This is a genomic window from Mycoplana azooxidifex (genome assembly GCF_014196765.1).
Classification (GTDB): Bacteria; Pseudomonadota; Alphaproteobacteria; order Rhizobiales; family Rhizobiaceae; genus Mycoplana; species Mycoplana azooxidifex.
The window spans coordinates 449355-463775 of record NZ_JACIEE010000005.1; the positions used below are offsets into that span (position 1 = coordinate 449355).

11 protein-coding genes are annotated in these 14421 nt (G+C 65.2%); all 11 read right to left on the reverse strand.

Going from position 1 to position 14421, the window contains the following annotated elements; all coding sequences use genetic code 11:
* Positions 1 to 105: 105 nt before the first annotated feature.
* The 11 genes from GGQ64_RS13990 to GGQ64_RS14040 all read right to left on the reverse strand — a co-directional run bounded on the left by GGQ64_RS13990 (position 106) and on the right by GGQ64_RS14040 (position 14367).
* The gene (locus tag GGQ64_RS13990; RefSeq protein WP_183805234.1) at positions 106 to 3189 is read right to left on the reverse strand and encodes an efflux RND transporter permease subunit; all 3084 of its coding nucleotides are present in this window, start codon (positions 3187 to 3189) and stop codon (positions 106 to 108) included.
* Positions 3186 to 4313 (reverse strand): efflux RND transporter periplasmic adaptor subunit, encoded by a 1128-nt coding sequence (locus GGQ64_RS13995; RefSeq protein WP_183805236.1) that lies wholly within the window; start codon positions 4311 to 4313, stop codon positions 3186 to 3188. Before GGQ64_RS13995 ends, GGQ64_RS13990 begins: the two co-directional genes overlap by 4 nt.
* A 275-nt stretch (positions 4314 to 4588) precedes the next feature.
* Entirely contained in the window at positions 4589 to 5743 is a 1155-nt protein-coding gene (locus tag GGQ64_RS14000) for a fumarylacetoacetate hydrolase family protein (protein ID WP_183805238.1), read from the reverse strand.
* Positions 5744 to 5746: 3 nt separating this feature from the next.
* Positions 5747 to 7294: a sugar ABC transporter ATP-binding protein gene (locus GGQ64_RS14005; protein WP_183805240.1), complete on the reverse strand. Its 1548-nt coding sequence runs from the start codon at positions 7292 to 7294 to the stop codon at positions 5747 to 5749.
* A complete protein-coding gene (locus GGQ64_RS14010; RefSeq protein ID WP_183805242.1) occupies positions 7281 to 8255 on the reverse strand; it encodes a sugar ABC transporter substrate-binding protein in 975 nt (324 codons plus the stop codon). The genes GGQ64_RS14005 and GGQ64_RS14010 overlap by 14 nt, the downstream gene beginning before the upstream one ends.
* A 25-nt stretch (positions 8256 to 8280) precedes the next feature.
* Positions 8281 to 9237, reverse strand: coding sequence for an ABC transporter permease (locus GGQ64_RS14015; RefSeq protein WP_183805244.1), 957 nt, complete (start codon positions 9235 to 9237; stop codon positions 8281 to 8283).
* Positions 9238 to 9242: 5 nt separating this feature from the next.
* Complete coding sequence (locus GGQ64_RS14020; protein WP_183805246.1) at positions 9243 to 10013, reverse strand: enoyl-CoA hydratase/isomerase family protein; 771 nt, start codon at positions 10011 to 10013, stop codon at positions 9243 to 9245.
* A 7-nt stretch (positions 10014 to 10020) separates the two neighbouring features.
* Positions 10021 to 11169 (reverse strand): type 2 periplasmic-binding domain-containing protein, encoded by a 1149-nt coding sequence (locus GGQ64_RS14025; protein WP_183805249.1) that lies wholly within the window; start codon positions 11167 to 11169, stop codon positions 10021 to 10023.
* A 1-nt stretch (position 11170) separates the two neighbouring features.
* Positions 11171 to 12364, reverse strand: a complete 1194-nt coding sequence (locus GGQ64_RS14030) for a CaiB/BaiF CoA transferase family protein (protein WP_183805251.1) — start codon at positions 12362 to 12364, stop codon at positions 11171 to 11173.
* 30 nt (positions 12365 to 12394) lie between these two features.
* Positions 12395 to 13189: an SDR family NAD(P)-dependent oxidoreductase gene (locus GGQ64_RS14035; RefSeq protein ID WP_183805253.1), complete on the reverse strand. Its 795-nt coding sequence runs from the start codon at positions 13187 to 13189 to the stop codon at positions 12395 to 12397.
* The gene (locus GGQ64_RS14040) at positions 13186 to 14367 is read right to left on the reverse strand and encodes an aldose 1-epimerase family protein (RefSeq protein WP_183805255.1); all 1182 of its coding nucleotides are present in this window, start codon (positions 14365 to 14367) and stop codon (positions 13186 to 13188) included. The genes GGQ64_RS14035 and GGQ64_RS14040 overlap by 4 nt, the downstream gene beginning before the upstream one ends.
* Between the last annotated feature and the right edge of the window lie 54 nt (positions 14368 to 14421).

The following is a 14421-nucleotide window of genomic DNA, read 5'->3' on the forward strand; positions in this document are numbered from 1 at the left end:
CTTAACGATATGTTGCCGTCTGTTAAGAGCTGCTGAGAAAGATGACGAGGCCGGTCGGCGGTCTGACCGGCCCCGTCCTTGCGCGCCGTTCGGGGCATGGACGCGCTATTGTCGGATCCCACCGGGACCCGCTTCGGCCGACTGGAGGAGAGGCCGGAAGACCAGGTTCAAGCGATCACCGATGCCCGACAGGATGAGATGGAAGGAGGGGATCACGATCAGCGACAGAACGGTGGAGACCAGCAAGCCGCCGATCACCGCGATCGCCATCGGAGCCCGGAACTCGCCGCCGTCACCCACCCCGAAGGCAGATGGCAACATGCCGCCGACCATGGCGAGCGTGGTCATCACGATCGGCCGCACTCGCTCCAGGCAGGCCTCGACGACTGCCTCCGGACGGGAAAGACCATGCGCCTCCCGCTCGATGGCGAAATCGACCAGCATGATGGCGTTCTTCGTGACGATGCCCATCAACATCAGGATGCCGATGACGACGGGCAGCGAGATCGTCTGCCCGCTCACGAGAAGGGCCGCCGCGACGCCACCGATCGAAAGCGGCAGGGAGGCCAGGATCGTCCATGGCGAAAGCATGCTCTTGAACAACAGGATCAGGACGATGAGCACGAGCATGATGCCCGCCCCCATGGCGACGGCGAAGCTTTCGAAGATCTCGCCTTCCGTATCGGAATCGCCGGTGGCCTGAACACGCACGCCCTCCGGCAGGTTCCTGACGCTGTCGAGCCGGAACAGACGCTCCAGCCCCTGCCCCGAGGTGAGGCCGGCGGCCATATCCGCGCTGATTTCTATCCGGCGCTGCCGATCGAAGCGATCGATCGAGGCGACCGTCTCGTCGAAGCTGCTCGCAGCCACGGCCGACAGTGGCACCTGTCCTCCCGCCGCGGTCGGTACGCTGAGGGTTTCGAAGATTGGCAGGCGGCTGCGGGCGGCACGGTCGAGCACGACCCGGATCGGGATCTGGCGTGAGCCTTCGACGAAGTTGGCGAGCCTCGAATCCACGTCACCGATCGTCGAGATGCGCATCGTGCTGGCGATCGCCGCGGTCGATACGCCCAGCGTCGCCGCCTTGTCGGCGTCCACGGTCACCTTCAGTTCCGGGCGCATGGCGACGTTGTCGCTCGCCGGGCCGATGAAACTCCCCTCCGCGGCCATCTCGCGCAGGATCCGATCGGTCGCCTGCTGGACGGCGTCGCCATCGCTGCCCAGCACGGAAAAGGATAGATCGCGGCCACCACGATCGTTGAGAAAACGCAGCCGGACATCAGGAATTCCGGCGAGCGTCTTTTCCAGCTCCGCCTCGATGGCAAAGGAAGACCGATCGCGCTCCGTCTTGTGCTTGAGCTCGATCGAGACGACGGCATAACGTACATCCTGCTGGCCGACCATGCTCGATCCCGCCCGCACCAATACACCTTCGACTTCGCCGAGCCTTCCGACTTCCGCCGAGATCCCGTCCGTTACCTTGCGGGTTTCATCGAGCGTGGCGCCGGGCGGCAGTTCGACGGTGAGGGTCAGGCGTCCGGTGTCCTCTTCCGGCAGGAAGGTGGTCGGCACCGACATCAGCGAGACAATCGACAGGCCGAAGAGCCCGACCGCGGATGCTACCGTCGCCCATTTCCAGCGCAATGTCAGGCGCAGCATGGCTTCGTAGGCGACTGACAGCCGCCCCTTGTGTTCCTCCGACGGCGGAGCGCCGGTCATGACATAGGCCGCCATGATGGGCGTGATCAGGCGCGCCACCAGCAACGAGAAGAACACCGCGATGGCCACCGTCAGGCCGAACTCGCGAAAGTAAAGGCCTACGACACCGCTCATCAGCCCGACCGGCGCGAAGACCGCGATAATGGTTGCTGAAATCGCGATGACGGCAAGTCCGATCTCGTCGGACGCGTCGAGCGCCGCGCGATAGGCGGACTTGCCCATGTTGCGGTGGCGCACGACATTTTCAATCTCGACGATCGCATCGTCGACCAGAATGCCCGTCACCAGCGTGATCGCCAGAAGGCTGAGGATGTTGAGGGAAAAGCCCAGCAAATCGAGCGCGAAGAAGGTCGGAATGATAGACAGCGGCAGCGCCACCGCTGCAACCAGCGTCGCGCGCCAGTCGCGCAGGAACAGGAAGACGACGACGATCGAGAGTGCCGCTCCTTCCAGCAGCGTGTTCATCGCCGAATGGTAGTTTCCGGCCGTATAGGAGACATTGTCGTTGACGAGACCGAACCGCAGATCGGGATGGGCCGTGCCCAGTTTCTCCACGGATCCGGCGACCGCGGCGGCCACGGCCACGTCGCTTGCCCCCTGCGAGCGGTAGATGGCAAAGCCGACGATATCGGCGCCGTTCAGGCTCGCAAAGGCGCGAGGCTCGGCGACGGTATCGCGGACCGCGGCGACGTCCGCCAGCCGCACGGAATTTTCGCCCGAGAGCGAAAGGCGCTCTTCGGCAAGATCCGCCACCGTTTTTGCGGCCCCCGTGGTCGTCAAGACCTGCTCGCTACCCTCCATGTCGCCGCGCCCGCCGGACCGGTCGAGCTGGCTCTCCACGATCGTCTCGTTGATCGAACTGACGGAAAGCGAGAGCGCCTGCAGCCGGTCGGCATCAAGTTCGACATGGATTTCCCGCTCTGCGCCGCCGATCCGTTCGACACGTCCGACGCCGGACAGGCCCTGCAGGTCGCGGGTCACGGTGTCGTCGACGAACCAGGAGAGCTCCGCCACCGTCATGTCCTGGCTGGAAACCGCATAGGTGACGACGGATTGCGCCTCTTCCTCGATCCGCTCGATCACCGGCTCGTCGATGGTGCCCGGAAGGTCGCCCCGGATCCGGGCTACGGCATCGCGTACGTCGGCCATTGCCCGGTCGGGAGAGACAAGGCCGAGTTCGAATTCGACGGTGGTCACCGACCGGCCTTCGCCGATCGTCGACGAAAGCTCCTTGATCGCCGGTAGCGAGGCGATGGCGTTCTCGACCAGCCGCGTCACCTCGGTCTCGAGTTCCACCGGCGTGGCGCCGGACTGCTCGACGGTGACCTTGACCGCCGACGTGATGATCGTCGGGAAGTAGGTGATCGGCAGCTTCACGAAGCTGTAGAGCCCGACGACCGTGAGGACGACGAAAAGAAGGATGGACGGGAGCGGGTTGCGGATCGCCCAGGCCGAGATATTGCCGTTCATCGCGCCGCCTCCACGTTTTCGATCGTAAAGGAAGCGGCCAGATGATCCGCCGCGGGACGGTCGGAGGCAGCAATCACGGGCCGGACCTTCTCCTCGGCCTTCAGGAAACCGCCGGATTTCAGAACGACCATCTCACCGTCGCGCAGCCCGTCGAGAATCTCCACGAAGCCGTCCTGCCGCACGCCCACGATCACCTGGCGCAAGTCCACCACGCCGTCCTTGACGACGAAGACATTGCTCGCACCGCTGGCGGTCTTCACGGCACTGCCGGGCAGAAGAATGTTGCGCCGCGCCAAGGCATTGATGCTGCCGCGGGCAAAGACGCCGGGCTTCAGGCCATCCACGTCGTCGAGTTCGATGCGCACTTCACCGCTGCGCGTCGCCGGATCGAGCTCGGCCGCGTTGAGCCTTACAATGCCGCCGAGCGGACCTTCATATCCCGGCAGGGTGATGGTCGCATGCATGCCCTCGGCCAACCGCACGAAGCTCGTCTCTGTCACCCGGGCAACGAATTCGATGGCCGCATCCTCGGCGAGCACGAACAGCGGGTCGCCCGAGTCGGACGTTATGGCGCCGACGCGGGCCGTCCTGCGCAATACCAGCCCGGCCCCGGGCGCCCTGACGGTGCTGCGCTCGATCGTCACCTCGATCTCGTCGCGCTCGCGGGCAATGAGTTGCGCGTCGGCTTCGGCCAGCCTGAGCGATTGCCGTGCCAACCCCAGTTCCGCAACCGCGCGGGCATGGGCATTCTCGTGCTGGTCCAGGACCTGCTGCGAGACGGCTCCCTTCGGCTGCAGCGCCCTGCTGCGCTCCAGCATCTTGCGGGCTTCGGCCTCGCTCACCTTCGCGACATCGAGCCTGCTCTCTTCTACCTGTATCGCCGCCGTTGCGCGCAGGATGCTGACCGAGTTCTTGTCGAGCAACAGGCGGGCATCGGTCGTATCCAGCATCGCGAGCGGCTGGCCCTTGTCGACCTTCTGCCCGACTTCCACCAGGATATGCTCGATCGCTCGCCCCTGAATGAGGGGGCGAACCTGTACCTCTTCCCTTGCGGCGAGCGAGCCGACCACGGGGACCTTCTCCGTCACGGCGCCCTGGCGGGCGACGATAACCGTAACCGGCATCTGCTCCTCGGCTCGAGACGCGGACACGAATCCAAGCCAAAGAAGCAGCGCGCCCGTCAAAAGCCCCGGAACCGGAGGCGCCTGCGACAAGATTGATCGGGATATCCCACCCATGAAACGACCTTCCGTTTGATCCGCAGACAGTTGCGGATGATCCGGATAAGACCGTAGCGTTCAGGGCATCTATGGGTGTGTCATCGCATTAAGAAACGTTGCGTCGGCTGATCTGGAAACGAAGAGTTCCGTTGCCGGCCAATGAAGCACGCCATTCACCTTCAGATGAGATGTCGCACCGCCAGATTGCGCATCAGGTGCGAGACGCCGAATGTCCAGGGAGGGCACTCGGTCGACAGGCGCACGCGGTTCGTCAGCGCCCCGAGCCGGTCATTGGCGATCGTGACGATATCACCGACCTTGTGGGTGAAGCCCTGCCCCGGCACGTCCCGGTCCTCCGTCGGCGCAAAAAGCGTCCCCATGAAGAGCATGAAACCGTCCGGATACTGATGATGGCGGCCGATCGTCTGGGCGACGAGATCGAGCGGATCGCGGCTGATCTCCTTCATCGAACTGCGGCCATCCAGGACGAAGCCGTCCTCGCCCTCGACGCGCAAGGTAAGCTCGGCATTGCGCACGTCGTCGATGTTATAGCTGGCATCGAACAGGCGGATGAAGGGCCCGATCGAGCAGGAGGCGTTGTTGTCCTTGGCCTTGCCGAGAAGGAGGGCCGAGCGACCCTCCACGTCGCGCAGGTTGACGTCGTTGCCAAGCGTAGCGCCCTGCACGACGCCGCGCGAATTGACCGCGAGCACGATCTCAGGCTCCGGATTGTTCCACTTAGAGATAGGATGCAGCCCGACATCGGCGACATGGCCGACGGAAGACAGAACCTGCGCCTTCGAGAAGACCTCCGCGTCGGGCCCGATGCCGACCTCCAGATACTGCGACCAGATCCCTTCCTCGATGAGCGCGTCCTTGACCTTTTCCGCAGCCGGTGAACCGGCCCTGAGGTCGCGCAGGCTGTCTCCGATGATGGCGGTGACCTTCTCGCGGACCTTCTGGGCGAGGTCCGGATTGCCTGCCGCGCGCTCCTCGATCACGCGTTCGATCATGGAGCGGGCGAACGTCACGCCGCAGGCCTTTACGGCCTGGAGATCGTTCGGCGCGAGAAGGTGCGGCGTGTCCTTGCTCAGCGAGCCGATCCCGGCGGAGAGCAGCGCATGCAGGGGCGCAAGCACGGGGCCCTCGGCCTCCGCCGCATAGGCTGCCGCATCATCGCGCTCGAGCAGGTCGCGCACGGTCGGGACGGCTCTGGAGGTGATGTCGATGACGTGGCCGTCTCGAACCACCACCACGCTCGGCCCCGCCACCTCGGGGTTCCAGGCGCGCCCGACGAATGTCCCGGCGCCGATAGGGGTCTGTTGCGTGCTCACGTCTCAATGCTCCTTGAATGCCATGGTCAGTATCGTGTCTTCCGTCATCGCCACGCGGTCGAGGATCCCGGCGAGCCGGCCCTTGGAGAGGACGGCGACCCGATCGCAGAGCGCGAGAATCTCCGGCACTTCGGATGAGGCGATGACGACGGTCAGCCCCTTCTCCGCCTCGCGCGTAACGATGTCGTAGAGATCGGCCTTGGCGCCGACGTCGACGCCATGCGTCGGCTCGTCGAGCAGCAGCAGGCGCGGTTCCGCCATCAGGGCGCGGGCGAAGATCACCTTCTGCTGGTTCCCGCCCGACAGCGTCGAGATTTCCTGTGTGTCCGTCGCCATGCGAATGCCGAGGCTCTGGCGATAGGATGCCATGCGGCGCGGATCTCCGCCCCGATCCGAGAAGATGCCGCGGGAAAAGCGCCGCAGGCTGCTGATCGCCGCATTGTCGCGCACGGAATGCTGGGGCAGGATGCCGGCGGTCTTGCGCCCCTCCGGCACAAGCGCGATCCCGGCCCTCACCGCCTCGCTGGGGTCGCTGAGAGAAAGCCTCTCGCCGAAAAGCGAAATCGTGCCGGCGGTCGGGCGATGGACGCCATGGATCAGATCCAGCAATTCCGTGCGCCCGGCGCCGACGAGGCCGAACAGACCGAAGATCTCCCCCATTCGCACGTCGAGGTCGATGCCGCTCAGCAGGCGGTCGCCTGACACGCCTTTCAGCGACAGCGCCATCGTGTCGCTGGCGGTTCGTGGACGGTGCTCGTAGATCGCAGGCTTTCCCGTCATGTCGGTGATCAACTGCTGCCGGCTGGTTTCGGCAGGGCGCCGCTCGCTGACGATCGCGCCGTTGCGCAGCACGACGACCCGGTCGCAGAGCGCCATCGCCTCTTCCAGCCGGTGCGTGATGAAGATGATCGCCACGCCCGACGCCCGCGCCTCGCGGACGTAGGAGAAGAAGCCTCCGACCTCGTGCGGCGTGAGCGAGGATGTCGGCTCGTCGAGGATCAGGAGCCGCGGCTTGCGCGCCGCCGCCTTGGCGATCTCGACGAGTTGCTGTTCGCCGGCGCGCAAGGTCGCCGCCTCGCGGCGCGGCTCGATGTGGCCGGCGCCCACCCGCTCGAGAAGCGCACGCGACGCTTCCTCCATCAGCTTGAAATCGACGAGACCGGTGCGGCTCCGGGACATCCGGCCAAGGTGCAGGTTCTCGGCGACGCTGAGCGCGCCGACCACCGACAATTCCTGGTGCACGAAGCTGACGCCCGCCTCGATGCCATCGGCGACGGAACCGAAGCGCACGGGCGCTCCGTCCATCTCGACCGTGCCGGCGTCGGGCTGCAGGCCACCCGAAAGGATGTGCATCAGCGTCGACTTGCCGGCGCCGTTTTCGCCCAGCAGCCCGACCACCTCGCCGGCGTGGAGATCGAGGTCGACCGACTGGAGTACTGCGTTGCCGGAGAAGCTCTTGGCGATGCCCCGTGCACGGATCAGCGGCGGCAAGGAAGCGGAGGCGGCCGCGCCGGATGCGGCTGCCTCCTTCAGGTTGTCACTTCGCATCATCGGGCGTCAGCAGCTTGCCGGTCACCGGAATGACCTTGGCGGGCGGCTCCTGGCCGGCGACGATGTAGTTGTAGAGCATCACGCTGGAATCGAGCGCCTGCTGGTACGGCGCCTGGTCGAGCAGGCCCACCATCTCGCCGGTCTTGAGATACTGCATGTTGTCGGGCGTATGATCGAAGCCAACGACGCCGACCTTGCCGGTGAGGTTCAGGTCCTTCACCGCCTTGGCCGCGCCGAACGGGCCGCCGGCGGTCACATAGACCATTGAGAGATCCGGATTGGCCGTCATCATGTCCTGCACCAGCGAATAGGCCGATTCCGCCTTGTCCTTGTTCTCGAACGGGCCGACGATCTGGATGTCGGGGAATTTGGCCTTCAGGTAATCGACCGCGCCGTTCATGCGCTGGGTATGCTGGGTGGCGCCGAAATAACCGGTGATCACGCCGAGCTTGCCCTTGCCGTCCATCTTTTTGGCGATGTACTCGCCGATCTGCTGGCCGGCCGAGATCGCATCCTGGCCGATGAAGGCGAGGCGCTTCGATTCCGTGGCGCCCTCGGCGACGATGTTGAAGACCGGCACACCCTCGTCCGTCGCCTCGTTGATGATACGCGCGGTGCCGTCGAAGATCGGCACCACGACGATGCCGTCATATTTCTTGGCCAGCGCCCCCTCGATGCCGGCGACGACGGCCTCTGCCGAAAGTTCGTCGCCGAGATCGACGAAATCGACCGTAGCGTCGAACTTCGTCAGATAGTCGTTTGCCGCTTTCGCCCCTTCGGTCACAGGCGTCCAGAACGGATTGTTCTGGAACGACAGGAAGGCGATGCGGACCGGTCCCTTGGTGTTTTCCACCGCGGCCACGCTGCCGCCTTCCGGGGCCTCTGCGGCGATCGCGGGAAATGCAACCGCGGTTACGGCAACCGCCGCCATCGCGATCATTCTGATCTTTTTGAGCAACATGTTCGTCTCCTTCACTTGTCTGTTGTCAGTCGTCGTCGCCACGACGCTGGAGCCCGTCCAGGCCGACGGCAAAGATGATCACCAGCCCCTTCGTCACCACCTGCCAGTAGGCGGAGATGCCGAGGAGCACGAAGGCATTGTTGAGCAGCGCCATCAGCAGTGCGCCGATGACGACACCCAGGATCGAGCCGCGGCCGCCGCTGAGCGCCGTACCGCCGAGAATGACGGCTGCGATGACGTCGAGTTCGTATCCCATGCCGAGATTGGGATCGGCGCTGGCAAGATTGCCGGCGAGGATCAGCCCGCCGAGACCCGCAAGCAGGCCGCAGAGGGCAAAGACGATCAGGCGGATCGCCCGCAGATTCACGCCGGCGAGGCGCGAGGCCTTCGGATTGTCGCCGATCGCATAGATCTCCCGGCCCATGACGGTGCGGCTGGCGAAGACATGCACGACGATGGCGAGCACGATCATCAGCAGGAAGGATACGGGAACGTCGAAGATGCGGCCGGCACCCACGAATTCGGCAAGGCCGCCGAACGGCACGGGAATGCCGCCGGTCATCAGAAGGGCAATGCCGCGCGCGATCGACAAGGTGCCGAGCGTGGCGATGAAGGGATTGATGCGGAAGCGGGTATAGAGGACGCCGTTGACGAGGCCACAGGCAAGCCCGGTCAGGAGGCCCGCCATGAGCCCGATCGTCTCGCTCCCCGTATCGCGCATCAGGACCGCCGCGACCACCGCCGACAGGCCGATCACCGAGCCGACCGAGAGGTCGATGCCGCGGGCGATGATGACCAGCGCCTGGCCGAGCGCTACGATCGCGACGACGGACGCCTGGCGCCCGACGTTGAGAAGGTTGCGCGGCTCAAGGAAGTAGTCGCTGGCAAAGGAAAGGTAGAGGGCCACGGCAGCGAGCATCGCGAGCACGGAAGCTTCACGGTAACGGCCGAGGCTGCGGATGTAGGCGACGCCGGTCTGCATGGCCGTCACCGCCGCCGGAAGACGGGTGCGCGCTTCTCCTTGAAGGCTGCGCGGCCCTCGGCGGCGTCCGCCGTCGCAAAGCAGATCGTCTGAAGGTCGCGCTCGTACTCGATGGCCTTGTCGACCGGCATCGATACGGCGGCCTTCAGATTGGCCTTCGCCGTCTCGGCCGCGATCGGCGCGCGCGAGGCGATGACGTCGGCGATGGCACGGGCACGCGGAAGAAGTTCGGCTTGTGGCACGATCTCGCTGACCAGCCCCCAAGCGAGCGCCTTGTCGGCCGGGATCGCATCCCCCGTCATCAGCATGAGCGCCGCATTCGAGGCGCCGATCGAATGCATCAGGTGCGCGGCCATGCCGCCGCCGCCGATCCATCCCAGCTTGATCTCGGGTGCGGCGAACTGCGCATTGTCCGAGGCGATGCGGATGTCGCAGGACATCGCCGTTTCCAGCCCGCCACCGAGCGCGTAGCCGTTGACCGCGCAGATCGTCGGCTTCAGCAGCGCGCGGAAGGCGTCGCAATAGTCGGGGCGGTTGCGGAACTGCCAGGGCGTCTCGTAGGTGTCGAGCTCGCGGATGTCGGAGCCGGCGCAGAAGGCCCGCTCGCCCGCACCCGTCAGGATGACGCAACGGATCGTGTCGCTGTCGTTGCATTCCTCGACGGCGGCCACGATCGCATCGGCCATTTCCGGCGTCACCGCATTGAGCTTCTGCGGGCGGTTCAGCGTGATGGTCGCGATCGCGCCATCCACAGTGAAGAGAACGTCGTCTGTCATGTCATTCCTACCTTTCGCCGCCGGCCGAGCGGTGGCTTGCATAGAGAGCCTGCAGGTCGTCGAGCACGCGATCGGCCGCCGCCCGCTCTTCGAAGGCGTGGCGCAGCAACGCGGACGCCTTTCCCTGAAAGGCGATGTAGCCGTCGTGGCGCGGGCGCACATAGGCCTGCTCCAGCGTGTCGGCGGTGTTCTCGTAGAAGCTGCCCCAGCGTGCGTTCACCCCGGCGTTATGCCAGGCCTCGCGGCGCGACGGCTGGCCGTCATGGCCGGGGATGAAGCTGACCTGCGCCTCTCGCCCCATCAGCCAGAGAAGGTGCCGTTTCAGCGCGGGCGTGACCTCGCATCGCCTGGATATCCCGATGCCGGTGCCCCCCAGCGTGGAGCCCGGACGGCCGCCGGCGATCCGGCGGGGCGCATTGTGGAACGCAATCGCGTTGCCCTCCAAAGGTGCCGCGTAATTCACGTAGCCGTAGATCAGCGGGCAAAGGACGACGTCGTCGTGGTTTGCCATATGGCCGAGGATGCCGATCGGATTTTTCTCGCGCACCGATGGCGGACTGCGCGCGGCAACGTCGCACATCAGGTCGTAGACCTGCCGGCCCGTATCCTTCGAGACCAGCAGGTCGGGATCGCTTTCCGCTGGCGGCTCGCCGAACGCGGCTGCAATCGACAGGAAGGAGAGCGCGGCATGCGGCCCCGCCAGCGACAGGGCCACCTTCCCCGTGGACCTCGAAAGCTCCGCCACGTCTTCCCAGAGAAGCGGCACCTGCCGTTCCAAGAGGTCGGCCCGCACCGCCATCACCTGCGTCGCCGCATCGAGCGGCAGAGCCCAATGGACACCCGCAAACCGATAACTCCGCAAGGACGGACCAATGCTTTCGGCCTCCAGCGCCTGCAGCACCTCTTCGCCGAACACGCTCTCCAGGGACTGGAGGCAATGGCCGGCCACGGCTTCGCCCACATGCGGGTGGTCGAGGACGACCAGATCGTAGCGGTCGCAGAGGTCCGCGATCGGATGGGACTCGAAGCCTTCGAGCGGCTGCCTGTCCCACGCGATCGCAAGGCCGCTCTCCGTCAGTTCGGGTCGTGCCGCCGCTGCCGCAAGGGCATTGTAGCCGCGTGGGTGATCCCACGTCAGCGCCTTCAGCCGCTGCATGTCAAAGCTCCCCGGCGGTCACCGCACCCGCCCGCTCGAGCGCTGCGATCCGGCCGTCGTCGTAACCGGCGTCCTTCAGGATCTCGCGCGTGTGCTGGCCGACGATCGGCGCGCCGCGGTCGATCGTCGACGGCGTCTTGGAGAACTTGATCGGAAAGCCAGGCGTCTTGACGCGGCCCTCGGTCGGATGATCGTATTCGACGAAGGTGCCGTTGTGCCTGATCTGGGCATCCTCGACGACGTCGGCATAGCCGTAGACCGGACCGCACCAGATATCGGCTGCGCGCATCCGCTCCAGCCATTCGGCAGACGTCCGCGTCTTCAACCGCTCGCGGGTCTTGGCGAAAATCTCGTCGCGCCTGGCCCAGCTGTCGACCTCGTCCTCCATGGTCAGGAAACTCTCCTCGCCGATCACTTCGCCAAGCGTCTTCAGCTTGGGGAAGGCGACGATGATGAAGCCGTCGCTGGTGGCAAACGCTCCGTAGGGCGCGCGGATATAGACGTGCGCATGCGGCTCGGCCGACCGCGTCTGCGGCTTGTTGCCGATGGTGAAGACCGAGAGTTCCTGCATCTGGATCGTGGTGATCGCATCCAGCATGTTGACCTGTACCAACTGCCCCTCGCCCGTCCGCTCGCGATGGAACAGGGCTGCAAGCGCGCCTTCGAAAGCGTTGTAGGCCGTGATCGCATCGACGAGGTACTGCCCGGCGGCCGTCGGCGCCTCGTCGGCCCGACCGGCCGAAAGCATGGCGCCGGACATGCCCTGCAGCACGAGATCCTGCCCCGGACGGTCGATATAGGGACCATCCTCGCCATAGCCGGACATGGACACATAGACGAGGCGAGGATTGATCTTCGACAGCGTTTCGTAGTCGACGCCTAGGCGCTTGGCGACGCCCGGCCGATAGTTCTGCAGGAAGACGTCTGCCGTCTTCACCAGGTCGAGCAGGACCTGCTTGCCATCCGGCGACTTGAGATCGACCGCCAGCGATCGCTTGTTGCGGTTGAGCGACAGGAACGAGACGTTGATCTTGTTGCCGCCTGCACCGCCTGCCGAGACGTGCCGCTGCCATTCGCCGGTCACCGGCTCGACCTTGATAACGTCCGCCCCGAGATCGCCCAGTCTTTGCGCGGCAAACGGCCCGGCCATGGCGATCGAGCAGTCGAGGACGCGAATTCCACTCAGAATTCCCATTTCTTTCAAATCCTTATCAATAGAAAGCGATCAGTGCATGACCCAGCCGCCGTCGACGTTCAGCGTCTGACCGGTGATGAAGCCCGCGGCATCGGAAATCAGGAACGACAGCGCGGCGGCAATGTCGGCCGGACTGCCGCGCCGCTTGACGGCCTGGTGGTCCAGCACGAAGCGCGTGTAGCCTTCCGGGTCTGGATGGATCTTCTCGGCATCCGTCGGAAAGGCGCCGGGCGCGACCGCATTGACGGTGATGCCGTAGGCGCCGAATTCCCGTGCCCAGGCGCGCGTCAGCCCGACGAGCGCACCCTTGGACTGGACGTAGGGCGAGAGGTTCGCCCATCCGCCGTAGAAGGTGACGCTGGCAATGTTGACGATGCGGCCCCAGCCCTGCTTGCGCATGTGCGGCAGGGCCGCCTGGACGCAGACGATGCCCGCATCGACGTTCACCCGCTGCACCATCTGGAAGTCTTCGATGCTGTAGTCCTCGAACGGCTTCGAGGGGTAGATGGCGGCGTTGTTGATGACGACGTCGAAACCGCCGACCTCGTCGGCAACGCGGTCGAGCTCGGCGCGCAGGCCGGAAAGATCGGAAAGATCGATGGCGCGCACCGTCAGGCCCGCCAGTCCCTCCCTGGTCACAGCATCGCGCAGCGATTGCGTCTTGCGCTCGTCGTTGTCGATGGCGACGACCTTGGCGCCGGCCCGCAGGAAGCTCAGTGTCGTCTCGACGCCGAGACCGCCGGCGGCACCGGTATAGAGGATGACCTTGCCCGCGATCGACGCCGCAGCGTCCATGTCCTTGCCCGGGGAAAGCTGCATGTTCATCCGCGCCCCCCGATCGCGACGTGATTGCCGGACAGCGCCGGAAAATCCTCGGCAGGCTGGTCCGCAAGATTGCGGATGCGCTGTTCGCTGGCTGCGATCGCATGCGTGTCCGTCAGGATGCGGAAGGTCGTGTCGTAGCGGCGCTCCTCGGCATGCTCGAGCCAGATCAGTTCGCCTCGCTCGCGGGCAGCCGAATGGCCGAGCACATGGTTCGTGGACGGTTCGATCCCGAGCGCATACTGGCCGGACTGAAGGTTCTGCCACTCGAACATGCAGGGGAACTGGTCCTTGCGGGTGACGACCTCGAAGCCGATGCCGAGCGCATCGTTGACGAGGGCGACGGGCACCTCGCCATTGCCGTCGGCAACCAGTTCGTGCTGCCAGACCTGCTCGTGGAAGTTCATCTGCGGTGCCGGCATGGTGCGGTAGCCGACTTCCTGCTTGCGGTAATCGGACCCGGCATGCGCCGCCCAGACCACCTCCCGGATCGGTGCGAGATAGCGCGACTTCTCCGCCAGCACCGGATGGCCGACATTGATGTGGTAGCAGTACATGTGCGGCGTCCGGTAAAAGCCGCGGTTGACGACCCGGTCGGTCAACCTGATGTCGTTCGTGCCGGCCTTGATCTCGATGCGACGGACGAGTTCGAGGTGCTCGCCGAACACCGTCCCCTGCGTCACGACCCCTTCGCACCACAGGATGCAGTCGTCGCCCTGCCAGTCTTCGCCATATCCGGTCAGCTTGCCCGGTATGGTGCCGATGCGGCCGTGCAGCGAATGGCTGATGGTCTTGCGCGGTCCGTAGACATAGCTGTCGCCCGGCTCGTCGTTCATGAACAGGATGTGGTCGAGCCCGCAGGTCACCATCAGGCCGGAGAACGAGCGCAACCAGGCCAGGCCGCCCTCTCCTTCGTATTCCGCCAGCCCCGGATGCTTGAAGCCGGCCGGCGAGTTCCAGCCGATCGCCAGACCACGATACTCGCAGTCGGCGATGTCGAAGGCACGGTCGACGAGGACGGTGAAACGCAGCCCCGTGCCGCTGCGGAATTCCAGCATGCGGATACCACGCTCGACACCGTCTTCGAGCGTCATCAGGCGCACGCCGGCAAATTGCGAGAAGGATCCGGCACTGGCGGCGATGTCACGACGTGACATTGACCTCCCGTAGAGTTCGACCATGTCAGTTTTCCTGTTGTGAGTCCGGGGGTTGCGGACTGTCCTGTCTTCGGTTGC

Coding starts and splice junctions, on each gene's coding strand:
- GGQ64_RS14020 (WP_183805246.1), bottom strand. CDS start 10,013: ATGACAGACGACGTTCTCTTCACTGTGGATGGCGCGATCGCGACCATC.
- GGQ64_RS14010 (WP_183805242.1), bottom strand. CDS start 8,255: ATGTTGCTCAAAAAGATCAGAATGATCGCGATGGCGGCGGTTGCCGTA.
- GGQ64_RS14035 (WP_183805253.1), bottom strand. CDS start 13,189: ATGAACATGCAGCTTTCCCCGGGCAAGGACATGGACGCTGCGGCGTCG.
- GGQ64_RS14040 (WP_183805255.1), bottom strand. CDS start 14,367: ATGGTCGAACTCTACGGGAGGTCAATGTCACGTCGTGACATCGCCGCC.
- GGQ64_RS14005 (WP_183805240.1), bottom strand. CDS start 7,294: ATGATGCGAAGTGACAACCTGAAGGAGGCAGCCGCATCCGGCGCGGCC.
- GGQ64_RS13990 (WP_183805234.1), bottom strand. CDS start 3,189: ATGAACGGCAATATCTCGGCCTGGGCGATCCGCAACCCGCTCCCGTCC.
- GGQ64_RS14030 (WP_183805251.1), bottom strand. CDS start 12,364: ATGGGAATTCTGAGTGGAATTCGCGTCCTCGACTGCTCGATCGCCATG.
- GGQ64_RS14015 (WP_183805244.1), bottom strand. CDS start 9,237: ATGCAGACCGGCGTCGCCTACATCCGCAGCCTCGGCCGTTACCGTGAA.
- GGQ64_RS13995 (WP_183805236.1), bottom strand. CDS start 4,313: ATGCCGGTTACGGTTATCGTCGCCCGCCAGGGCGCCGTGACGGAGAAG.
- GGQ64_RS14025 (WP_183805249.1), bottom strand. CDS start 11,169: ATGCAGCGGCTGAAGGCGCTGACGTGGGATCACCCACGCGGCTACAAT.